Source organism: Bradyrhizobium sp. WBOS07, from assembly GCF_024585165.1.
GTDB classification, from domain to species: domain Bacteria; phylum Pseudomonadota; class Alphaproteobacteria; order Rhizobiales; family Xanthobacteraceae; genus Bradyrhizobium; species Bradyrhizobium japonicum_B.
Genome location: NZ_CP029008.1, coordinates 5,804,332 through 5,827,550, shown reverse-complemented (window position 1 = coordinate 5,827,550; position 23,219 = coordinate 5,804,332). Strand labels below are relative to the sequence as shown.

The window sequence follows — 23,219 nt, the reverse complement described above, 5'->3', positions numbered from 1 at the left end:
GATCCTCCTCCCTACCAACTTGGCCGGTCGAACTCGTTTCGACCGGCCATTTTCTTTCTTGACCGGCGGTCATGCCGTACGCCGCGTCTCCGGCATCGCAAGGAGAATCAGCAAGAGTCCGGTCGCGGCAACGCCCGACAGCCCGATGAAGGCGGTCGCGTTGCCGAACTTGTCGCTGACATAGCCGCCGAGCACGGTGCTCAGCGACGCGCCGATGCCCGTTGCGGTGCCGACGATTCCCTGTGCCAGATTGAAATGGCCGCTGCCGAAGGCGACGTCGGCAACGATCAGTGGAATCATCACCGCGAATACGGCGGCGGTAATGCCGTCGAACACCTGCACGGCGACCAGCAGATAGGGATCGCGCACGGTCGCAAACAACAGGCCGCGAATCGCCAGCGCGCCGAACCCGATCAGCAGCAGCGGTCGCCGACCCCACGCCTGCGCCTTGCGCCCGACCGTCGGCGACAGCAGCGCCACGATCGCTTGGGGGACTACGATGCAAAAGGCGACGAGCACCGTCGCCCATTGGGCGGACCGCGCCGTCACCGCACTTGCCATCAGCGGCATCATCGAGGCGTTCGCCAGTTGCAGCAGCAGAACGCTCAAGGCAAAGATGATCAGCGGACGCTGCCGGATCAGGTGCCAGATATTGGTGTCGGCACGGTCGGCGGCTTCAGGCGGCATCTCGCCGTGACAGCGCCTGATATCGACCTCATTCTCGCGGATGCGCGAGAGTGCGATCAGAGTCGGAATCACGAGCAGGAACGTGACCAGGAAGACCGACCGGCTCGACAGCAGATACCCCGCCGTGCCCATCACCGCCGCTGCGACGCCGTTGCCGAGCGAGGCAAAGCGCGCGTTGCGGCCGAGCCGCTCGCCGATCGCGAGCGGGCCGACAAGGCCCAGGCTGATGGCCGCAATCGCCGGCCCCAGCACGCAGCTCGCCATCGCATGCAGGGTGGCGGCGGTCACCACGACCGCGAAGATCGGCATCGCGGCATAGGCCAGCGCGCAGGCGCCGATGGTCGTGATCGCGAGGGCGGCGACGAGACGCTCCGATTTCGCGGCATCAATGATCGCCCCGCCCGGCATCTGCCCAATCAACGCGACGATGCCGCCGATCGACAGCACGAAGCCGATCTCGACCTGGGTCCATTTCTGGGTGGTCAGATAGACCGCGATGAAAGGACCGAATCCGGTCTGCACGTCGGCGAGGAAGAAGATGAACCAGTCGAGGCCGCGCAGGCTCTGGCGCGACGGCGCCGGGACGCCGGCGACCGAAGGCGCGGCGACGTTGTCCTGCTCAACGCGGCCCTCCCGATCTGCATGGTTCGGCTTCCTCGACAACAGCACAGGCGGTGGGCCCTCCCGGCACCTCACTGGATCGCTTGCAGCGGTTGAAGGCTGCCGGACGCGCCGAGCACGACGATCGGCGTGTCCTCCTTGTATTCCGGCGCGGCCGCAACCTGCGCCTTGGTCAATTCCAGCGTGATGCTGTCCTTCTTGTTGGCAATCTTGCCGAAGCGCAGCGCGTTCCATTCCACCACGATCTTGCGGCTGCCGACGCCGAGAAACCCGCCAAAATCGATCGCGGCAGCGCGCACATGGCCGGTGCGATCGACGATGACGTCGACGATGCGGCCCATGTCCTCGCCGGCCGCACTGCGCACGTCGCGGCCGAGCACGCCGTGGGCCTCGCTCGCGCCGATGATGGTCACCGACGGCGGCGGGGCGGCATCCTTCGGCGTCACCGGCACGGTCGAGGCCGGCGGCTGGGTCGCCGGCACATTGGCCTCGCGCGGGGGTGTCGGCGGCTCGTCGGCGGCGTGCGAGGAGGCGACCGCCAGGCTCGCAACGATGGCTATACCAAGGATCAACGCTCCATTCGCACGCATGACGCCCTCCTTGCGCGCCGCTAGCGCGCCAGCACGATCGAGACCTGAATCTGGCCGCGCGTGCGCATCACCTCCAGCGCCACGTCGTCGCCGTGGCGGCTGACGCGCAGATCGACGCTGGAATCGCCCAGGCGCAGATCGCGCAGGATCACCTCGTTGAGGAATACCGGCAGATGCGGGTTGCGCAGGCGAATCTCGCCGCGCGCGACGTCGAATTCGAGACCGAGCGCCGCCTCTAGCAGCGTGAACGGCGTCGCGCTGGCCCAGGCCTGCGGCGCACAGGCGACCGGATAGAGCGTCGGGCCTCGCCGCTTCTCGCGCCGGAAGCCGCAGAACAATTCGGGCAGCCGGCGCAGGTCCATGTAGGTCGCCGCGTCGAACAGCCCCTTGAAGACATGCGCCACCGAATGCTTGAGACCGTAGCGCGCGAGCCCGAGCGCGATCAGCGCGTTGTCGTGCGGCCAGATCGACCCGTCATGGTAGGACATCGGATTGTAGCGCGCTTCGCCCTGCGCGACGGTTCGGATGCCCCAGCCCGAGAAGAAATGCGGCCGCATCAGATCGGCGGCGACGAGGCGGGCGCGGTCCTCGCGGATCATGCCGCTGAACAGCACCTGACCGGCGTTCGAGGTCCGCACCTTGCACGGCCGCTTCCTGCCGTCGAGGGCGAGCGCATAGGTGCCGAGCTCCTCGCACCAGAACGCCTGCTCGAAGCGTTCGGCCAGCGCCCTGGAATCGGCGTCGAGCTTGCGCGCACGGTCCAGCTTGCCGAGCCGCAAGGCGCAACGCGCGGCGAGCTGCTTGGCGGCAAAGACGTAGCCCTGGACCTCGGCGAGCGCGATATTGCCTTCCGCGAGCTTTCCGTCGGCGTGGAAGATCGCGTCGTAGGAATCCTTCCAGCCCTGGTTGGCCAGCCCCTTCTCGGTCGCGCGCTGGTATTCGACAAAGCCGTCCTGGTCGGGATCGCCGGGGCCGTCGATCCAGGCCAGCCCGGCCTCGATCGCCGGCCACAGTTCGGTCAGCGTGGCCTCGTCGCCGGTGCGCTCGAAATAGCTTCCCGCGAGCAGCACGAACAGCGCAGTCGAATCGACGCTGCCGTAATAATGCGCGAACGGCACCTCCCCGAGCGCCGCCATCTCGCCGCCGCGCATCTCGTGCAGGATCTTTCCGGGGGCCGCGTCAGCGAGCGGGTCGACCGCCTCCGCCTGGAAATGCGCGAGCCGGCGCAGAACGCCCTTGGCGATGCGCGGGTCGACCCACAGCATCTGGAGCGCGGTGATCAGGCCGTCGCGGCCGAACGTCGTCGAGTACCAGGGAATGCCGGCATAGGGATAACGCCCCTGCGGCGTCTCCGTCATCAGCATGTTGAGGTCGGCCATGGCCTGGCACAGCACCTCGTTGAAGATGTTGTTGGAGGTCTCGATGCTGGCGGCGCCCATGGTGGAATGGCGCATCTCGCGGCGGTGGGCGAGCAGTCCCCGGAAGAACCGCGCCGGTTTCTCCGCGATCGGCCGGTTGCAGGACACGGCCACGAAAAGAGAGGTCGATTCGTGCGGGTCCAGCTCGAGCTGCCAGGTCGCCGCGTTCACCGACAGCCGCGTCGGACGCGGGTCGAGATGCAGCGCCGTGGTGCGCTCGGTATCGTCGAGACCGCGATATTCGAACAGCACATCGGTCGGCCCGAGCAATCTGCTCGTGCCGGTCCCGCGATGCGGGCGGCGCTCGCCGCGAACCTCGAACAGGTCGGCAAAGTCGTTGTCGAACAGCAGCGTCAGCTCGAAGCTGGTGCGCCGCTCGCCATGGTTCTGCACGCCGATGCGCTGATAGGCGGTGCCGCGCCACAGGAAGATCGTGCGCACGATGTGCAGCAGATCCTTCTGCAGGACGAGGCTGTCCTGCCGGTAGATGTCCGGATTGGTCAGATCGACGGTCAGCGCCGAATTGTCGTCGCGCAGGTTGGAGCCGAGCAGCAGCGGCTGGAGATCGTCGAGCACGAGCTCGAGCCGTGCGAGGTAGCGCGTATCGTGATGGAACAGGCCATCCGGCCCGCCTGCCGATGCGCCGATGTCGCCATGGCTGTCGAGCACAATGAACATGTCGTCGTGCTTGAGCGACCGCCGAGGCCGCGCCGAGGGCCCGGTCATCGGAATGTAGAAAGGCTGCTCCGCGACCTGTTCGGAGGTCCGTGTCACGGAGACGAGTTGGGTTACGGCTTCGGCCGACATGAGCAGCTCCCCTGCGCTTGTTTTGAAACGCGACCGACTCGAGAACGCGACTGTTGGCTTACGCGGCGGCTTGCGCCAGCCTACTCATTTCCTGCGTGACCAGTTCACGATAGGGTCCGTGCCCCTGCATGAGGCGCTCGGGCGATCCGTCTTCGATGATCTTACCATTTCTCAGCACCACCACGCGGTCGAAATTGCGCAGCGTTGCCAGCCGATGCGCGATCGCGATCACGGTGCGGCCGCGCATCAGGCGCGACAGCGCCTCGCGGATCGCCTCCTCGGATTCGCTGTCGAGCGCGGCGGTGGCCTCGTCCAGCAGCAGGATCGGCGCGTCCTTCAGGAAGGCGCGCGCGATCGCGATGCGCTGGCGCTGGCCGCCGGACATCTTGACGCCGCGGTCGCCGACCATGGTGTCGAGACCTTCGGGCAGGCCGTCGATGAAGTCGCAGCGCGCCGCGATCGCCGCGCGCAGCACCTCGTCGTCGGTCGCGTTCGGGCGGCCGTAGCGGATGTTCTCGCGAATGGAGCGATGAAACAAGGAAATGTCCTGCGGCACGACTGAGATCGCCTCGCGCAGGCTCAGCTGCGTCACCTTCGAGATGTCCTGCCCGTCGATGGTGACGTTACCCTCGTCGACGTCGTAGAAGCGCTGCAGCAGCGTGAACAGCGTCGACTTGCCGCCGCCGGACTGGCCGACCAGGCCGACGCGCTGGCCGGGCTGCAAGCGAAGGCTGAACCGCTCGAAGATCTTCTCCCCGCCTGGATAGCCGAAGGTGACGTTGTTGAACGCGATCGCCGCGCCGCTCTTGACCAGCGGCTCGGCCTCGGGGTGATCGCGCAGCTCGTGCGGCACCAGCAGCGTGGCGATCGCCTCGGTCAGGCGCGCGACGTGCTGGGTGACGTCGACCAGCGCCACCGCAAGATCGCGCGTCGCGCTCAGGATGGAGATGCCGAGCGTACAGACCAGCACGACGTCGCCGGTGGTCGCCGCACCCTTCTGCCAGAGCGTGATGGCCCAGGCCATCAGCGCGATCGTCAAAAGCACGGTCACGGCGGCATGCAGCAACCGCAGCTTTTCCAGATAGCGCAGGCTGCGGCTTCGCGCAGTCAGCTCCCGGTTCACCGTCGCGTCGAACCGCTCATGCTCGTGGCCGATGCCGCAGAAGGCCCGCACCAGCGGCATGTTGCTGATGACGTCGATCATCTCTCCGTCGACCGCGGCCGCCTTGTCGGCGAAATCGTCGTGCAGCGGCTTGCCGGCGGCGGCAAGGTGAAACATGGTGACAACCATGCCGCCGGCGATCACGATGAGGCCGAGCGCCATATAGGGACTGACGGTTCCGATCAGCGCAATCGCCGCAATTGTGGCGATGCAGGGCGGCAACACGTTCCAGACGAACATGTTCTCGACCGTGAACACCGCGTTCGAGGTCGCCGTGATCCGGCTCGTCAGCATCCCCGGCATCCGGTCCGAGAAATAGCTGGGTGCGTGTCCGGTCAGATGACGAAATATGTCACGCCGTAAATCGCCCGTGACCCGGACGAAGGTGAAGCTCGCCGTCCAGCTTGCGATCCGCCACAGGAAGTTGTCGGCGGCGATCAGCGACATGAGCAGAATGAATGCCAGCCATACGCCACCGCCCTGCGATGGTCCCGCCGACAAGGCGTCGACGAGAGATTTGACCCCGTACTGGGTGCCTACGGAGCAGGCAACCGCTCCGACCACCGCGGTGAGGATCACCAGATGCGACGCCATTCGCATCCGAAGATAGCGCAAGACAAAGGCAAATGGCCTGCGCGCGTATCCAGAAAGATGATCCATATCGCTGACGCCCCGTTGTTCTGTTGTTCGTTTCGCTACTGGCCGAGTGAACATCGACCGCTTCCGCTCGGTTCCCCGGCGACGCCATCACGACATGCGGATGCGGACGATCTGCGAAGATGTGGTGGCAGCATCGCGACGCTCCCCGGACGTGTCGAATAAGTAACGTTTGGGAGAAGGAACTTCGCAGGTGCGGGAACGTTCCCCTGTCTGGCATAGCCGGTGCCGTACTGGCGGGGGTTTTCGACAATCATGATCGCAGAGGAGATGGTGAGATGCGCATCGCGCAGGTAGCTCCGTTGACGGAGGCTGTTCCACCCAAGCTTTATGGCGGCACCGAGCGGGTGGTGCATTGGTTGACGGAAGAGCTGGTGGCCCTTGGACACGACGTGACGCTTTTCGCCAGCGGCGACTCGCAGACCTCGGCCAAGCTCGATGCCTTGTGGCCGAAGGCGCTTCGCCTCGACGGTTCCGTGCGCGATCCCAACGCGCTGCACATGGTGCTGCTGGAGCGGGTGCGGCAGAAATGTGACGACGAGGAATTCGACTTCCTCCACTTCCATCTCGACTATTATCCCTGGTCGCTGTTCCACCGGCAGCCGACGCCGTTCCTGACCACGCTGCACGGCCGACTCGACCTGCCGGAGCATCAGCCGGTCTTCAACACCTTCTCCAAGATGCCGGTCATCTCGATCTCCAACGCGCAGCGGCGGCCGGTGCCGCAGGCCAATTGGGTGACGACGATCCATCACGGTCTTCCGGAGAACCTGCTGACGCCGAAGCCCGCGCGACAGGAATATCTCGCCGTGCTCGGCCGCATTGCGCCCGAGAAGGGCGTCGACCGCGCCATCAAGATCGCGACGCATTGCGGCATTCCGCTGAAGATCGCGGCCAAGGTCGATCGTGCCGACCAGGATTATTACGACGAGCTGATCCGGCCGATGATCGAGAACAATCCGCTGGTGGAATTCATCGGCGAGATCGGCGATCACGAGAAGTCCGATTTCCTCAGCGGCGCGCTCGGGCTGCTGCTGCCGATCGACTGGCCGGAGCCGTTCGGCCTCGTGATGATCGAGGCCATGGCCTGCGGAACGCCGGTCGTCGCCTTCAACCGCGGCTCGGTGCCCGAGATCATCGACGAGGGGCTGACCGGCTTCATCGTCGAGGACGTGATCAGCGCGGCGGGCGTGGTGAACCGCCTTCCGCAACTCGACCGCGCCGCGATCCGCAGGCAATTCGAGACGCGCTTCACGGCGCGGCGCATGGCGCTGGACTATCTCGCCGCCTACCGCAGCCTCGCCGAAGAAAAAGCGCCGCGGATCAAGCTGGTGAGCAGCGCGGAGTAGCTAGCACACCTACAAATGTCGTCCCGGACAAGCGCGCCGTAAGCGCGCGCCGATCCGGGACCCATACTCCGCAGCAGTAGTTGTGCGAAGACTCGGAGCTATCAGCTCGCGCCCCGACTTCTTCCTGGGGTTATGGGTCCCCGCCTTCGCGGGGACGACAGCGGGTGCGACGCAGCTCTTGGGTACGCCAAGGCCAACCCAACCTACACCACCACCGCCCGCTTCGGCTCGACGATCTCGAACATCCTCGGGAATTCGTCCATCAGGCCCATCAGCTCGGCGAGCTTCATCGGGTTGCCCGATAGCTTGACCTTGCCGGCCGCAACGGCTTCCGGAAAGCTCGTCAGCTTGGCGATCACCTCGTCGAGGGTCGCGCGCGCCAGGGTGAAGCTGGCATCGGCGCCTTCCGCCTGCACCCCCTCGCTGTAGGTGAGCGCGCAGTTCTCCAGATTGAGCACGAAGGTCTCGCGGGTGTCGGAAAAGTTCCAGTTCAGGACGATGTGCTTGCCTTCCGCCTTCGGACCGTTGAGGCGAATACCCAGCACATCCCAGAGCTGCGAGGTGCGCAGCGCGGCCAGCGTCTCGCGCGGCATCGGCGGGCGTGCCGGCACCTTCGGCATGCCCTGGCGCAATTCCTGGGCGCCGAACAGATAGGCGTTGCGCCAGGTCGCGCTTTCGGCGGCATAACCGAGCTGCTCCAGCGTATCGGCCAAGAGACCGCGGGCCGCCGCATTGTCAGGCTCGGCGAAGACGAGATGGCCGAGCACTTGCGCGACGAAGCGGAACTCACCCTTGTCGAAATCGGTGCGCGCCCGCGCCAGGATCGCGTCCGCCCCGCCCATGTACTCGACATACTTCTTGCCGGACTCGACCGGCGGCAGCGGATCGAGATTGACCGGATTGGCGTCGTACCAGCCGAGATATTTCTGGTAGATCGCCTTCACGTTGTGGCGGATGTGGCCGTAATAGCCGCGGCCGTGCCAGGCGCCCTCCAGGCTCTTCGGCAGCTTGATCGTCTCGGCGATCTCGGCGGCGGTGAGGCCGTGATTCATCAGGCGGATGGTCTGGTCATGCGCGAATTTGTAGAGGTCGCGCTGCTGCCGGATCATCGTGCCGATGCGCTCGCGTCCCCACACCGGCCAGTGATGCTGGCCGCACATCGCTTCCGCCTTGCCGTCCCACAATTGCAGGGCCTCGCCCAGATATTTCGACCAGGCCAGCGCGTCGCGCACATCGGCGCCGCGGAACGGCAGCAGGTTGTGGAAATTGTGCGTGCAGTTCTCGGCGAGGTTCAAGAGCTTGTAGCGCGGGACGAAGAAGTGCATCTCCGCCGGCGCCTCGCTGTTCGGCGCCATCTGGAATTCGAACGCGATTCCGTCGATCACGCGCGTGTCGCCGGTCGCCATGATCAGGTCGGTTGGGCGCAACAGCGCAACCGATCCCGCCGCCATCGACTTGCCGAGACCGCAATCGACCTGTCCCCGCGCCCCCTTGGCGAGCAACGGCCCGAACTGGTACTGCGCCCGGCGCAGCATCGCCGGTCCCGCAATGATGTTCTCGGAGACGGCATGCTCCATGAACAGGTTCGGCGCGATCAGGGGCACGCGGCCGCTGGCGAGCGCCTCCTCCTCCACCACGCCGCGGGCACCGCCCCAATGGTCGGTGTGGGTGTGCGTGAAGATGACGGCCGAGACCGGCTTCACGCCGCGATGCCTGAAATAGAGATCGAGCGCGGCGCGGGCGCCCTCGATCGAGGTCAGGGTGTCCACGACGATGACGCCGCTGTCGCCCTCGATCAGCGTCATGTTGGCGATGTCGAGCCCGCGCACCTGGTAGACGCCGGGCACGACCTCGAACAGGCCGTGCTGCATGTTGAGGCGCGACTGCCGCCACAGGCTGGGATTGACCGTGGGCGGCGCCTCTTCGGCGGACAGGAAACCGTAAGGCCGAAGACTCCAGACCGTCCGCCCCTGCGGGCTCGTGATCTCCGCGTTCTCGATGCTGCCGAGGAAGCCGCGCGCGGCATCGTCGAAATCCCGCGTGTCGGAAAACGGCAGCGCGTTCAGCATCGCCGCTTGCTGCGCGATGACGGAGGGCGTTGCGTCCTTCGGCTCGCTGGCGATGTCCGTCATGCGTGTGTCCTCCCGGCCTGTCGCGCGGCATCTAACCGCATCTGGCGGACGTTTGCCATCGGCGACGGAAGGATACGTAGCCCGGATGGAGCGAAGCGCAATCCGGGAAAGTCGACGCGCTGGAAGAAAGGCCCGGATTACGCTTGCGCTTCATCCAGGCTACCAAGTGACCTTCCCGCTACATCCCCAGCAGCCTCGGCAGCCACAGCGACAAGCCGGGCCAATATGTCACCACCACGAGGAAACCCAGCATGGTGAGCAGCCATGGCCACACCGCGACCGTGAGCTCTGTGATCCCCATCTTGGCGATGCCGGAGGCGACGTAGAGATTGAGGCCGACAGGCGGATGGCACAGGCCCACCTCCATGTTGACCGTCATCAGGATGCCGAAATGAATGGGATCGATGCCGAGCTTGACCGCGACCGGAAACAGGATCGGCGCCATGATCAGGATGATGGAGGACGGCTCCATCACGTTGCCTGCGATCAGCAGCAGCAGGTTGACGAGCAGCAGGAACCCGATCCACCCCAGGCCCTGGTCGATCATCCATTGCGCCAGCGCCTGCGGCACGTTCTCGTAGGTCATCAGGAACGAGAACAGCACGGCGTTGGTGATGATGTAGAGCAGCATCGCCGAGAGGTTCGCCGATGACAGCAGCACCCGCGGCACGTCGCGCAGCTTCAGATCCTTGTAGATGAACACCGCGACGATGAAGGCGTAGACCGCGCTGACGGCGGCGGCTTCGGTCGGCGTGAACAGGCCGCTGTAGATGCCGCCGATCACGATCACGATGAGCAGGATGCCCCAGATCGACTTGCGGAAGGCGTCGAGACGCTCCATCAACGTCGCCTTCCGCATCCGCGGATAATCGTTGCGCCAGGCGCGATAGAACGTCGTGGCGCCGAGCAACGAAGCGAGCGCAAGCCCGGGGACGATGCCGGCAATGAACAGTTTTCCGACTGAGCTGTTGGTGGAGACGGCGTAGAGCACCATCGGGATCGAGGGCGGAATCAGGATGCCGAGCGAGCCCGAGGTCGTGATCACGCCGGCGCCGAACCGCTTCGGGAAGCCTTGCGCGACCATCGCCGGCAGGATCACCGAGCCGATCGCCACCACGGTCGCCGGCGACGAGCCGGAGATCGCGGCGAACAGCGCGCAGGCCACCACACCCGACAACGCGAGACCGCCGTACCAATGGCCGACCAGGGAGGTTGCGAAGGCGATCATCCGCCGCGCCACCCCGCCATGGGTCAGGAAGTTACCGGCCAGGATGAAGAACGGGATCGCCATGATCTCGAAGTTCTCGATGCCGGTGAACAGCTTCAGCGCCACCGATTCGGTTCGCACGTCGGTGAGCGTGAACATGAAGCTGAGCACGGTGAGACCCAGCGCGATCGAGATCGGCATGCCCGTCAGCATCAAGGACAGCAATAGCGCGAACACGATGAAGACGCGCAGGCCTTGCGGCAGCGCGATGATGTGGGCCGCATGCGCGATACACACGGCAACGATCAGGACCGGCAGCAGCATCAGGATCCAGCCGAGCGGGCTGCGCTCGTCCCTGGCCACCTGCGTGGGCGTGACCGGGGCCGGATGCACCGGATCCACCTCGACACCCTCAACGCCTTCGACGCCCGCCACGTCGTGGTGCGGCAGCTCGCCGGTGCGGTAGAACGACCAGGCGACCTGCAGGAAGCGGAAGCACATCAGGCCGGAGCCGACCGGGATGGTGAGATAGACCATCCACATCGGCGCTTCCAGATCGTTGGACTGCTGACCGCTGTGCCACATGTGGCTGACGAAGGCGGCGCCGAAATAGCCGATGATAGCGGTGAAAAGTGCGCCGCACAGCAGGCCGAAGGTGATGACGCGCCGGCGCGACCCACCGGGGAGAATGTTGACGAGCACGTCGACGCCGACATGGATGCCGGTCCGCACGCCGTATGCGGCGCCGAACTTAGCCATCCAGATGAACATGTAGATGCAGAGCTCCTGCGCCCAGGACAGGTCGAGCGCGGCAAGCCAGGCGAACACCGCGCGCATCGGGACGGCCAGGAAAGCCAGGTTGCGGGCTTCCGCCCATTTGGCGATGTCGATCGACAGGCCGGCGCCGTAGCGGTGCAGCACGGCGACGAAGATCAGCGACGTCGCGGCCGCGATCATCGTCGCGATCAGCCATTCCTCGAGATGATCGAGAAAACGATTCAGCACTCGCAGCAACTTGGTCCCCCCAGCTTCGGTTCGTCCATTCAAGAGCGAAACGGCCGGGAGTGCGATCACGCCCGACCGTCGGCATTTCTTATTGGGGCGCAGCCCGTCAGTTCATCTTGACGTCGAGTTCCTTGGCAAGGAGATCGAGCACCTCCTGCCCGACCCGCCCCTTTGCCCATTTATACGTCGGCTGCATCGCCTCTTGCCAGGCCTTGCGGTCGGCATCGGTGAGATAGTGCAGATTGGTCTTGCCCGTCTTCTTGATCGCGGCCAGCGCGTCCTCGTTCTCCTGGCGCGCGATCGAGTTGGTGTAGTCGGTCGCCTCCGCCATCGCCTTGTCGAGCTGGGCGCGGATGTCGGGCGGCAGGCCCGACCAGAACTTGGAATTGACGATCACGGCATATTGCAGATGGGCATGATAGGACACGGTGATGTCCTTTTGCACCTCGTAGAACTTCTGCGTCAGGTAGTTCGACGCGGTGTTCTCGCAGCCGTCGACCACGCCGGTCTGCAGGGCCTGGTAAACTTCCGAGAACGCCATGATTTGAGGGATCGAGCCCATGATGCGGAGATATTGGTCGGCGATCTTCGATCCGGAGATGCGGAATTTGAGACCCTGGAAATCCGTCGGCTTCAGCAAGGCGCGGTTGGCGGAGAGCATGTGGAAGCCGTTGTCCCAATAGGCGAGACCGGTGATGCCCTTGGCCTCCAGCTTCTGGAACAGCCATTTGCCGATCGTACCCTTCATCGCGTTGGCATACACCGCATCGTCCTTGAACAGCCAGGGCAGATCCAGCGCTTCGAACTCCTTGACGCCGAGCGGCGCGAATTTCGCGGTGGAGGGCGCGAGCATCTGCACCGAGCCGAGCTGCAGAGCCTCGATCTCCTCCTTGTCCTTGTAGAGCGTGGAGTTCGGGTAGACTTCGACCTTGACCTTGCCGTCGGTGTATTTCTCGGCCAGCTCCTTGAATTTCAGCGAGCCCTTCCCTTTCGGGGTGTCGTTGGCGACGACGTGGCTGAACTTGATGACGATCGGGGCTTGCGCCGGCGCAGCGGCGGGGGCCAGACCGAATGCGGCCGCCGCGACCGCGAGTAGCAGTTTGCGCATGAAAACCTCCCCAACAACCTCGAAACCGGGTTCTTTTTGTTTTGCGGTCAGTACTGGCAGCAATCCGCAAGCCGAACAACCAGACCTAAGCCCAATTTACCGCACCCAAGCTATCTTGACGGACGCTGTCTGCGCAACCCGGCATGCGGGCCCGTCCGTGGGAAAGAGCGCTTATGTGCATTGCGGCAATGCATCAGCCCTTGCGCTGGGCGACCATGAAGAGACGGCGGAACGGGAACAGGGTCTGCCCTGCCGCATTCTTCGGGTAGGCTTTCGCAACGCGCGCGCCATAGGCGGCTTCGAACGCGATCTTCTCGTCGCCTGAGAGCACGTCGAGATAGCGCGTCAGCCAGGTCCCCTTGGTCCATTCCTTGACCGGGTTGTCGCCGTCGAGCACTTGCAGATATTCGGTCTCCCAGATGTCGATATTGGCCGACATCGGCGCGAGAAGATCATGGTAGTAGGCCGGGCCCTCGACCGGCGGCGGCGTGACGAGATGCTCGACCTTGGATCGCCAGGGACCATCGAGCGCGGTCTCGCCGATCAACACATGCGACGGCGCCAGGAAGTTGCGCGGCATCTGCACCGCAAGCATGCCGCCAGGCTTCACCCTCTCCATCACCGACGGAAACAGTGCCGCATGATTGGGCAGCCAATGCAGTGCGGCATTGGAATAGATCAGGTCGTATTGCCTGGCCGGATGCCAATGGCCGAGATCTTCCTGTGACCATTGCACATCCGGTGCCGCCTTGCGGCCGGCGGCGACCATCTCGGCCGAACCTTCGACGCCGGTCACGCTCGCCTCCGGCCAGCGCTCCTTGATCAGTTTCGTGACGTTGCCGGCGCCCGCGCCGAGATCGACAATCTCGCGCGGGCCAAAATCCGGAATCCGCATCAAGAGGTCGACGGCGGGCCGGAGCCGATGGCCGGAGAATTTCAGATATTGCTGCGGATCCCAGACCATCGCTCAACGCCATTTTTCTTTTTCGTGTTTCCTTCAACGTCGCTCTTGGTTACCACTGCTCGTCCCGCTCAGGCAATTCGCAAGGCCGGCGGGACGGGACAGGAAACGATCAGCGACAAGCAAGAACAACCAAGAGAGCGTGTGACCATGGACCTCGGGCTCAAATCGAAAACCGCTGTTGTCACCGGCGCGAGCATCGGCATCGGACGCGCCATTGCCAAGGGCCTCGCGGCCGAAGGCGTGCGCGTGGTCGGCGTGGCGCGGCGCGGCGACTTGCTCGCAGAGCTCGTGAAGGAAGTCGGCGGCGGGCTGATCACGCCGTTCGAGCAGGACGTCATGGCCAAGGACGCGGCGGAGCGGATCGCTTCCTTCACCTTGAAGGAGCTCGGCCATGTCGACATCCTCGTCAACAATGCCGGCGGCAGCCGGCCGCTGCCGGTCGATGCGCCCGACAGCAAATGGGACGAGGCGATCGCGCTGAACTTCACCAGCTACCGCCGCATCGCGCATGCGCTGCTGCCGCAGATGATCGAACGCAAATGGGGCCGCATCGTCAACATCACCGGCAAGTCCGAGCCCGAAGGCCTCAACGCCGCCTTCGCCGCCAAGGCCGCGGTGCACGCCTGGGCCAAGGGCCTGTCGCGCGAGATCGGCGAGCACGGCATCACCATCAATTGCATCCCGCCCGGCCGCATCATGAGCGAGCAGATCCGCCGCAACTACGCGCCCGATTATCGCGAGCGCTTTGCGGAAGAGGAAATTCCGGTCGGCTATTGGGGCGAGCCGGAGGATCTGGCGGCGCTCGCGGTGTTCCTGGCCTCACCGGTGGCGCGGTACATCACGGGCACGGTGATCCCGGTGGACGGCGGATTGCGGCGGTATCAGTTCTAGACAAAGACCGATCCCGTAGGATGGGTGAGCGCAGCGAAACCCATCGATCCAAGTCAAGCCGCAGCATGATGGGTTTCGCAAGTGCTCTTCCCATCCCACACGCTGGTTCCGCGCAACATCACTGCCCGGTGATGCCGGAACGGTCAGTCCGCCAGCGCGTTGGCTCCTATATATAAAGGAGACCATCATGAGCGTTGAAGGCAAGATCAAGGAAAGTGCCGGTTACATCAAGGAAGAGATGAACGAGCACGGCAAGGACCCCGAGAGCCAGCGCAAGGCTCAGGAGGGACGCGATCTTCGCAACGAGGGCCGCATGGAAGACGGCAAGCCGCCGAAGACCACCAAGCCCGGCACCGGACACTGATCCGATCCAGTTCAAAGCCGCCTCCGGTCGAAACCGGGGGCGGTTTTTGTTTGGGCAATACGAGCGCGCGGAACATGCGTGGGATCGCGCCGTTGCTCCGGGCCCACTGGAGGAAAGTCTATGTCCAAGACATCGCTCGCCGAGATCGCAAAGGAAATGGCCGGCATCGACATCGCCATTCTTTCGACCCACACCGACAACGGCCAGATCGCCAACCGTCCCATGAGCAACAACGGGGATGTCGCCTACGACGGCACGTCATACTATTTTGCCCATGAGCGGACTCGTACCGTATCGGACATCCAGCGAAACCCGAAAGTGGCGCTCGGGTTTTCGTCGGAAGCAGGCCTGTTCTCAAAGGGCATCTACATCGCCGTCGAAGGGACCGCCGAGCTGATCCGTGACAAGGCGGCCTTTCAACAGCATTGGACCAGCGATCTCGACAAATGGTTCGAGAACGGCATCGATACGCCGGGCATCGTCCTGATCAAGGTCAAGGCTAGCCGCGTGACCTATTGGAAGGGGCGAGACGAGGGTGAAATTGAGCTCTGATCGGCGAGTTCATCGTGCGGCGATTCCTTCGGTGGTTCTTCCAGAACCGCGAGACCGGTGCCATCACCGTCGCGCAGTGGCCCAATCTCCTTTTGTGGACCGTGATCGTTGCGGGCGTTCTGCTCTGGATCTGGCCTTCCGCAGGCAAAGCCAGCGTCGGCTTGACGATCGTATTGAAAGGCGGACTCGTCATCTGGGGCATCGACGAGATCGTTCGCGGCGTGAACCCCTGGCGGCGCTGTCTCGGCGCCGCCGTCGTCATCTATGAGTTCACGACGCTTCTGCCGTGAACCGGGAGACAATCGACGGGTGAGACGACGGCCCTGCCGCTGCAAGCTTGCGGCCCTGCTTCGAGACGCGCTCAGTTCGCGCAACGCGCCAAATGCGATCTGCCCCCGGGGGATGGGGAGCGACGGTATCAATTCCGGAAATGCAGGTTCTTGCTCCACGTCCTGAACGTTGCTACGCCGCAGCAGCGTCGAGGCGTCGACAACGTTGATTTGCGTCAAGGGAACGTTCGAGACGCTGCCAGATCTTTGCGCGCGATCGGCGAGCCGACACCAGACTGCCGCGGTAATTGGCCATAGCCCGCAGGGCGGCCGGCCATTGGAGTGAACTCCGTGAACGATTGGACACGTTGGGTCCCCGGAATCCATACGCTTCGCCACTACGAATCTGATTGGCTTCGGCACGATGTTTTCGCAGGTCTCGCGCTGGCGGCCATGCTCGTTCCGGTCGGAATTGCTTATGCCGCGGCGTCCGGCCTGCCGGGCATCCACGGGCTCTACGCCACCATCGTCCCTCTTCTTGTCTACGCGATGTTCGGTCCGAGCCGCATCGTCGTGCTTGGCCCCGACTCGGCGCTGGCTGCCGTCATCCTCGGCGTGATTGCCCCCTTGTCTGGCGGTGATCCGGTGCGCGCAGCGATGCTTGCCGCGATGATGGCGCTCGTTTCAGGAGCTATGCTCATTGTGGCGGGCATCGCGCGGTTGGGGTTTTTGACCGAGCTTCTGTCCAAGCCGATACGCTATGGCTACATGAACGGCATCGCGCTGACCGTTTTGATTAGCCAGCTGCCAAAGCTGCTCGGCTTCTCGATCGAGAGCGAGGGCCCGCTGAAAGACCTTTGGGCTATCGCCACCGGGATCCACGAAGGCAAGATGAACAGGGCCGCATTCGCAGTCGGGCTTGGCACGCTGATCGTCATCCTGCTGCTTAAGGGCAGCAAACGACTTCCGGGAGTCCTGATTGCCGTCGTCGGAGCGACCCTTGTCGTCGCACTGCTTGATCTGGCAACCGGTCATGGTGTGAAAGTCCTGGGGCCACTTCCGCAAGGTCTGCCGGCTTTCGCGATTCCCAAGATCGGATACGGCGATCTGATCCCCGTGCTGGCCGGCGGATCCGCCATCGCCCTGGTCTCGTTCGCCGACACCAGCGTGTTGTCGCGAACCTATGCTGCTCGTTTGGGTGACAAGGTCGATCCCAACCAGGAAATGGTGGGTCTTGGCGCAGCCAACCTGGCGACCGGCTTCTTTCAGGGTTTTCCGATCAGCAGCAGCTCGTCGCGTACGCCGGTTGCCGAAACCGCCGGCGCGCGCACCCAGCTGGCGAATGTCGTCGGCGCGATCGCGATCGCGTTCCTTCTACTGCTTGCGCCCAATTTGTTGCAGCACCTGCCGAACGCCGCATTGGCGGCAGTGGTGATCGCAGCCGCGATCGGCCTGATCGAGATCAACGATCTCAAGCGGATCTACCGGATCCAGCGGTGGGAGTTCTGGTTGACCGTGCTGTGCTTCGTGGGCGTGGCCGTGTTCGGCCCAATTCCGGGAATCGGCCTCGCCGTTGCGGTGGCGATTGCGGAATTCCTGTGGGACGGCTGGCGTCCGCACTCCGCCATTCTCGGGCGCGCGTACGGCGTCAAGGGCTATCACGACATCACGAGATATCCCGATGCCCGTTTGATCCCCGGACTGGTGCTGTTCCGATGGGATGCGCCGCTGTTCTTCGCCAACGCCGAGTTCTTCAAGGAGCGAATTCTCGCCGCGATCGAAACATCGCCAACACCCGTGCGCTGGCTGGTCGTCGCCGCCGAACCGGTCACGAGCGTAGACGTAACCGCCTGCGATACTGTTGCCGAACTGGACGAGGCGCTCAAGGCCAGGGGCATTGAACTCTGCTTTGCCGAGCTCAAGGATCCCGTGAAGGACAAGCTGAAGCGTTTTGGTTTGTATGCTCAGCTTGGCGAAGCCCAGTTCTTTCCGACCATCGGCTCGGCCGTTTCGAGCTATCTGGAGATCAATGACGTCGCGTGGGAGGACTGGGAGGATGAGGTCAAGGTCGGCCCGTAGAAAGGCAGAGCGGCGAATATGACCCGCTCGCGCCTGCAGTGACTGGGCCTACCCGCGACAACGAAATAGCCTCGCCGGCAGATGACTTGCCGCAAGCCGGCCATTCTCCGATGAGCCGCCGGCAAACCGATGCAGTCTATCCCTGGCCCACCGGCGGAACGACATACAGCGTCAGCGCAAAGACCGCATAGATGAAGATCATCAGCGCGCCGACGAACCACGCGGAGCGGCCGCTGGCGGTGATGTAGGCGGACGTGACCGTCGCGATCATCACCATGGTGACGGCGCCCGGCCAGAACTGCAGGTCCATGGGCTTCGGCCCGACCACGTAGCTGAGCAACACCAGCGCGGGTGCCACGAACAGCGCGATCTGCGAGGCGCTGCCGAGCGCGATGCTCACCGCCATGTCGAGCCGGTCCTTACGTGCAGCGGCAAAAGCCACCGCAAACTCGGCTGCGGCCCCGACCAGCGAGACGACGATGAAGCCGACAAAAGCCGGGCTCATCCCGAAGGTTTCCGCCGCCTTTTGCACCGATTCCACGAAGATCTCGCTGACCAGCGCGACCAGCACCGTGACGACCAGAAGCGTGCCCACGGCTATTCCGATCGGCCAGTGCGCCTCCTTGTCGTCGCCGTGGTCGGCGCTGGCAAACAATTCCTTGTGGGTCACGAGCGAGAACCACAGGCCGAGTCCGTAAGCGAGGATCAGCAGGATCGAAATGCCGAGGCTGAGCTTGGTCAGGATGCCGCCATCCTGCGGCAGGTGATCGAGATCGGCGACCGCCGACGGCGCGAGCAGGGCCACGGTTGCCATCAGGAGCAGACCCGATGATAGCCGCGCGCCGGCACGGTTGAACTCCTGAACATGGTAGCGCAGGCCGCCGAGCAGCAGGCAGGCCCCCAGCATGAACACCGCGTTGGTGACGATCGCGCCCGCAATCGAGGCCTTCACTAGCATGTACTGGCCCGCATGCAGTGCCGTGATGGCGATGATCAGTTCCGTCAGGTTGCCGAGCGTAGCATTGAGCAGCCCGCCAACGGCATCACCAGTCTTCGCTGCCACGGCTTCGGTAGCATGACTGAGCAGGGCCGCCAGCGGCACGATGGCAAGCACGGCCAGCACGAACAGCAGCGTGTGGGACTGCGGAGCCGCCTTCTCGGCCACCAGTACGATAGGCACGAAGGCGAGCATCCACAGCAAAGGAGTATTCCGGATCTCCCTGAGCAGGATCTGCATATCGGCGGCCCCTTCCATCGATGCCCTCCAGGAAAGGTCCGCGAGCCTGCTGCGGGAGTGTTGATCTGGCTCAACGTCGGCCGACCGATGCGCGCGCCGCGGGCTTCATCGTATGCGTCCGCGGTTTGCAGCCGCAGGGATTTGGCCGATGCGTCAACGTGATCGCAACCGCCGACGCGGCGTTTCGAAAATCCCTTATCTTTCAAGGGGCACTCTACTGTGCATGGGGTTGTTTTTCGATTTTTGTCTTGAGCCCCGGGCACCGCCGCCGCACCTTTTCGCGCATAGACAGCATGCAGGCGGATGGCTGTGGAAGGCGGTCCCACCGTAGTACATGCCAATTGGACCTTGGAGCCACGCGCCGGAGCGCCGCGCGAACGCAATGACAACCACGTTACCCGCCGCTGCGCGCGAGCCCGACCGCCCCGTCGCCGATGGTCTCCCGGCAGCCCAGCGGCGCTGGGCGATCGCCGCGATCTTCACCGCGCTGGCGATGGCCTCGCTCGACACCGCGATCGCCAACATCGCTCTGCCAGCCATTGCCGCGGATCTGCACGTCAGCCCGGAGCAGTCGGTCTGGGTCGTCAACGTCTACCAGATCGCGCTGGTGGCAACGCTGCTGCCGCTCGGCGCGCTCGGCGAGATCGTCGGGCACCAGCGCATCTATCTCGGCGGCCTGATCCTGTTCACCATCGCCTCGCTGTTCTGCGCGGTGGCGTGGTCGCTGGACAGCCTCCTGCTCGCGCGCACGCTGCAGGGCCTCGGCGCCAGCGGCATCATGAGCGTCAACACCGCGCTGGTGCGCTTCGTCTATCCCGGACGGATGCTCGGCCGCGGCTTCGGCCACAACGCGCTGGTGGTCGCGACCGCCTTCACCTTCGGGCCGTCGATTGCGTCGGCCATCCTGGCGTTCGGCCCGTGGCCCTGGCTATTCGCCGTCAACATCCCGTTCGGCCTCGTCGCGATCGGCATCGGCTTTGCGATGCTGCCGAAGACGCCGCGCGCCGATCACGGCTTCGATTTCCTCGGCGCGATCCTGGCTTCGGCTTGCCTCGGCCTGTTCATCACCGGCATCGGCAGCGCGGCGCACAATCTGTCGCCGGTGCTCGTTGGCACCGAGTTGGTCGCCGCGCTCTCGCTCGGCTTGATCCTGACGCGCCGGCACGCCGACCATCCCGCGCCGATGCTGCCGATCGACCTGTTCGCCCGGCCGATGTTCGCGCTGTCGGCGGCAACGGCCGTGTGCTCATTCGCGGTCCAGGGCCTCGCCTTCGTCTCGCTGCCGTTCTATTTCGAGGACGTGCTCGGCCGCTCGCAGGTCGAGACCGGCTTCTTCATGACGCCGTGGCCGCTGGTGGTCGGCATCATGGCGCCGATCGCCGGCCGCCTGTCCGATCGCCACGCAGTCGGCCTGCTCGGCGGCATCGGCCTCGTGCTGCTCGGCCTCGGCATGGCGCTGCTCGCGACGCTTCCCGCCAACCCTGCCATTGCCGACATTATCTGGCGGATGGTGATCTGCGGCATGGGGTTCGGCTTCTTTCAGGCGCCGAACATGAAGGCGGTGATGTCGAGCGCGCCGCCGCATCGCAGCGGCAGCGCCTCGGGCATCGTCGCCACCGCACGCCTGACGGGACAGACGACAGGCGCCGCGCTTGCCGCCGCCTGCTTTGCGCTCGCCGGCCACGAGGGCGCAACGCTGGCGCTGGCGCTCGGCGCCGGCTTTGCCGCCCTCGGCAGCGTGATGAGCTTCCTGCGGCTGGCGGTGAAGTAGGGCCCCCTTAGGCCAGATGCCGGGCGGCCGTCATGCCGGACGTCGCCGCCGGAACGACCGTCTCGTCCTCGATCGCGGCAAGGCGCGTGTCGATGGCAGCGATGACCTTGCGCGAGTACGGTCCGAGGTGGGCGTAGGCGGCGATCATCTGCACCGCGATGCGTGCAGATGACGTATCGCGCTTGGCGCAGTTCATGAAGGCCTGCCACAGCGGCGCCCGCGCCTCGGGAAGGGCGGTGACCACCTTGTGCACCGTTTCCATCGCCCCCAGCTTGGAGCGGATATCCCCTTCGGTCAGCTCGGAGCGCTGCCTGGATCGATCGAGCAACGTCATCAGGCGTTCGATGCGTCCCGCATAGGCTGCCGGACTGTAGATGTGCTCCAGCACCCGCTTGTAGTCCGTCAGAATTTCGCGCAGCGGGCGGACCGGATCGAAGTTGATGCCGGCCGTGCATTGATCGGCACCGATGGTCGGCGCCACGTCGTGGCCCGGATGCAGCCGCCCTTCGCGCTCCAGCCGCCGCGTCAGCTGCGTGTTCGGCAACGCGTAGAGCAGGCCGACCATGGCGACGGGAATCGCGGCCTCCTCGATGAAATCGATCATCGCATCGGCCATCGAGACCTTCTCATTGTCGAAGCCGACGATGAAGCCGGCGGTGACCAGCATGCCGGCGGCATAGATCTTGTGGATGCTCTCGGCGATGTTGCGCCTTGTGTTCTGCTTCTTGCGCATCGCGACCAGGGTCGCAGGGTCGGGACTCTCGATGCCCACGAAGATGGCGAAGAAGTTGGCCGCGCCCATCAGCTCCAGGAGTTCAGGATCGTCGGCGAGATTGACCGACGCCTCGGTCGATAGCTCGAAGGGGTAACCATGGGCGCGCTGCCACTCGGCGAGCTGCGGCAGGAACTGGCGCAGCGACTTCTTGTTGCCGATGAAGTTGTCGTCGACGAAGTCGAGATGGCCGCGGTAGCCCATCTTGTAGAGCGTCTCGAGCTCGACGAACATCTGCTCGACCGTCTTGGTCCTTGGCACGCGGCCGTAGAGCTCGATGATGTCGCAGAACTCGCAGGTGAAGGGGCAGCCGCGGGAATATTGCACTCCGAGATAGAGATAGTCCTCGAACTTCAGGAGGTCGAAGCGCGGCACCGGCGTCTTGGTGACGTCGGCTTGGAACTTCGGCGCGGTGAAGGTGCCGGAGCGTGCCCCGCTCTCCCAGGCCGCGATGAAGTCGTCGATGACGCTCTCGGCCTCGCCGAGCACCCGGAAGTCGGCCTTCTCATAGATGTGCGGGCTGGAGGTGGGATCGGGACCGCCGACGACCACCGGCTTGCCCGCCGCGCGGCACATATCGATCAAGCGCAGCGTATCCGCCTGCTGCGGCAACATGCCGCCGGTGAAGACGACGTCGGCCCAGGCGAGCTCGTCGTCATCGAGCGCCTGCGTGTTGCAGTCGATCAGCCGGACCGTCCAGCTCTCGGGCAACATCGCCGCGACGGTGATCAATCCGAGCGGGGCCGCGGGACGCCGCACCCCCATCAGCTTGCAGGATTCGCCAAAGCTCCAGAACGATTCCGCCGTGAACAGCGGATAGAGCATCAACACGTTGCAGGGGCTTGGCACGTCGATGGAACTCCTTTTGCGTCGGCGCAGTGTAGCAAAGCGCGGTCGTCTTGCATCCCGGCAAAAAGGACAAACTGTCGCTCGGCCACATGCGCTGGAACCGCAGACGTCGCCTCAAGCCCGGCAGCCGGCGCCTGAAGAGAGATCTTGCGGCCCGCGACGGCCAGATTCCTCGCAGCGACCCCTCGGACTGTTGATTTGAACCGTTCCAGTTTGCCGGACACATTGCGCGCCTGAGTTCAATCGGTGGATTGGACCAATCAGGGGACTGCGATGGCAAACCTAACAATCAACGGAAAAACCTTCACCCTCGACGTCGAGCCGGATACGCCCCTGCTGTGGGCGATTCGCGAGAATGCCGGCCTGACCGGCACGAAATACGGTTGCGGCATTGCACAATGCGGTGCCTGCACGGTTCACATCGAAGGCGTCGCCACCCGCTCCTGCGGGGTTTCGGTCAGCGAGGCCGAAGGCAAGAAGATCACCACGATCGAAGGGCTCGCCTCGGGCGACACGCTGCACAAGGTGCAGGAGGCCTGGATCGCCCAGGACGTGCCGCAATGCGGCTATTGCCAGAGCGGCATGATCATGGCCGTGGCCGCGCTGCTGAACGAGAAGCCGAAACCGACCGACGCCGACATCGACGAGGCCATCACCAACATCTGCCGCTGCGGCACCTTCCAACAGGTGCGTGAAGCGATCCACACGATCGCCAGCGCGTAAGGAGC

General features: G+C 64.5%; 18 protein-coding genes and 1 pseudogene. 8 read left to right on the top strand and 11 right to left on the bottom strand.

Annotated elements, in window-relative coordinates:
* Positions 1-69: 69 nt before the first annotated feature.
* From DCM79_RS27715 to DCM79_RS27700, 4 genes are read right to left on the bottom strand one after another with little or no spacing between them, the layout of a single operon-like run.
* Positions 70-1,356, bottom strand: coding sequence for an MFS transporter (locus DCM79_RS27715; protein ID WP_257177259.1), 1,287 nt, complete (start codon positions 1,354-1,356; stop codon positions 70-72).
* A 23-nt stretch (positions 1,357-1,379) separates the two neighbouring features.
* Positions 1,380-1,898: a PRC-barrel domain-containing protein gene (locus DCM79_RS27710; RefSeq protein ID WP_257177258.1), complete on the bottom strand. Its 519-nt coding sequence runs from the start codon at positions 1,896-1,898 to the stop codon at positions 1,380-1,382.
* Between the two features lie 20 nt (positions 1,899-1,918).
* Positions 1,919-4,123: an amylo-alpha-1,6-glucosidase gene (locus DCM79_RS27705; protein WP_257177257.1), complete on the bottom strand. Its 2,205-nt coding sequence runs from the start codon at positions 4,121-4,123 to the stop codon at positions 1,919-1,921.
* 58 nt (positions 4,124-4,181) lie between these two features.
* A complete protein-coding gene (locus DCM79_RS27700) occupies positions 4,182-5,945 on the bottom strand; it encodes an ABC transporter ATP-binding protein (RefSeq protein ID WP_257177256.1) in 1,764 nt (587 codons plus the stop codon).
* Between the two features lie 275 nt (positions 5,946-6,220).
* Between DCM79_RS27700 and DCM79_RS27695 the strand changes: the two genes are divergently transcribed.
* Entirely contained in the window at positions 6,221-7,291 is a 1,071-nt protein-coding gene (locus tag DCM79_RS27695; protein ID WP_257177255.1) for a glycosyltransferase family 4 protein, read from the top strand.
* Positions 7,292-7,494: 203 nt separating this feature from the next.
* On the opposite strand, the gene DCM79_RS27690 is transcribed toward DCM79_RS27695, so the two are convergent.
* The 5 genes and pseudogenes from DCM79_RS27690 to DCM79_RS27670 form a co-directional block, all read right to left on the bottom strand.
* On the bottom strand, positions 7,495-9,423 hold the full coding sequence (locus DCM79_RS27690; protein ID WP_257177254.1) for an alkyl/aryl-sulfatase: 1,929 nt from the start codon (positions 9,421-9,423) through the stop codon (positions 7,495-7,497).
* A 178-nt stretch (positions 9,424-9,601) separates the two neighbouring features.
* Positions 9,602-10,882 carry a TRAP transporter large permease gene (locus tag DCM79_RS27685; protein WP_257180866.1) on the bottom strand — a complete coding sequence of 427 codons (1,281 nt, stop codon included), beginning with the start codon at positions 10,880-10,882 and terminating at the stop codon, positions 9,602-9,604.
* 228 nt (positions 10,883-11,110) lie between these two features.
* A pseudogene (locus DCM79_RS27680) lies at positions 11,111-11,587 on the bottom strand (TRAP transporter small permease); the annotation flags it as partial.
* Positions 11,588-11,741: 154 nt separating this feature from the next.
* Positions 11,742-12,743 (bottom strand): DctP family TRAP transporter solute-binding subunit, encoded by a 1,002-nt coding sequence (locus DCM79_RS27675; protein ID WP_257177253.1) that lies wholly within the window; start codon positions 12,741-12,743, stop codon positions 11,742-11,744.
* A 193-nt stretch (positions 12,744-12,936) separates the two neighbouring features.
* Positions 12,937-13,707: a methyltransferase domain-containing protein gene (locus DCM79_RS27670; protein WP_257177252.1), complete on the bottom strand. Its 771-nt coding sequence runs from the start codon at positions 13,705-13,707 to the stop codon at positions 12,937-12,939.
* A gap of 147 nt (positions 13,708-13,854) precedes the next feature.
* On the opposite strand from DCM79_RS27670, the gene DCM79_RS27665 reads away from it, so the two are divergent.
* The 5 genes from DCM79_RS27665 to DCM79_RS27645 all read left to right on the top strand — a co-directional run bounded on the left by DCM79_RS27665 (position 13,855) and on the right by DCM79_RS27645 (position 17,862).
* Positions 13,855-14,598, top strand: coding sequence for an SDR family NAD(P)-dependent oxidoreductase (locus tag DCM79_RS27665; protein WP_257180864.1), 744 nt, complete (start codon positions 13,855-13,857; stop codon positions 14,596-14,598).
* Positions 14,599-14,785: 187 nt separating this feature from the next.
* Positions 14,786-14,962, top strand: coding sequence for a hypothetical protein (locus tag DCM79_RS27660; RefSeq protein WP_257177251.1), 177 nt, complete (start codon positions 14,786-14,788; stop codon positions 14,960-14,962).
* Positions 14,963-15,082: 120 nt separating this feature from the next.
* A complete protein-coding gene (locus DCM79_RS27655; RefSeq protein ID WP_257177250.1) occupies positions 15,083-15,514 on the top strand; it encodes a pyridoxamine 5'-phosphate oxidase family protein in 432 nt (143 codons plus the stop codon).
* Positions 15,515-15,528: 14 nt separating this feature from the next.
* Entirely contained in the window at positions 15,529-15,804 is a 276-nt protein-coding gene (locus tag DCM79_RS27650; RefSeq protein WP_257177249.1) for a hypothetical protein, read from the top strand.
* A gap of 330 nt (positions 15,805-16,134) precedes the next feature.
* Positions 16,135-17,862 (top strand): SulP family inorganic anion transporter, encoded by a 1,728-nt coding sequence (locus tag DCM79_RS27645; protein ID WP_257177248.1) that lies wholly within the window; start codon positions 16,135-16,137, stop codon positions 17,860-17,862.
* A 136-nt stretch (positions 17,863-17,998) separates the two neighbouring features.
* Here the strand turns inward: DCM79_RS27645 and cax are convergent, their stop codons facing one another.
* Positions 17,999-19,099 carry a calcium/proton exchanger gene (gene cax, locus DCM79_RS27640; RefSeq protein WP_257180863.1) on the bottom strand — a complete coding sequence of 367 codons (1,101 nt, stop codon included), beginning with the start codon at positions 19,097-19,099 and terminating at the stop codon, positions 17,999-18,001.
* A gap of 382 nt (positions 19,100-19,481) precedes the next feature.
* On the opposite strand from cax, the gene DCM79_RS27635 reads away from it, so the two are divergent.
* Positions 19,482-20,870 (top strand): MFS transporter, encoded by a 1,389-nt coding sequence (locus DCM79_RS27635; RefSeq protein WP_257177247.1) that lies wholly within the window; start codon positions 19,482-19,484, stop codon positions 20,868-20,870.
* Positions 20,871-20,877: 7 nt separating this feature from the next.
* On the opposite strand, the gene DCM79_RS27630 is transcribed toward DCM79_RS27635, so the two are convergent.
* Complete coding sequence (locus DCM79_RS27630) at positions 20,878-22,497, bottom strand: B12-binding domain-containing radical SAM protein (protein ID WP_257180862.1); 1,620 nt, start codon at positions 22,495-22,497, stop codon at positions 20,878-20,880.
* A 267-nt stretch (positions 22,498-22,764) separates the two neighbouring features.
* Between DCM79_RS27630 and DCM79_RS27625 the strand changes: the two genes are divergently transcribed.
* On the top strand, positions 22,765-23,214 hold the full coding sequence (locus DCM79_RS27625; RefSeq protein ID WP_028135089.1) for a (2Fe-2S)-binding protein: 450 nt from the start codon (positions 22,765-22,767) through the stop codon (positions 23,212-23,214).
* Positions 23,215-23,219: the final 5 nt, after the last annotated feature.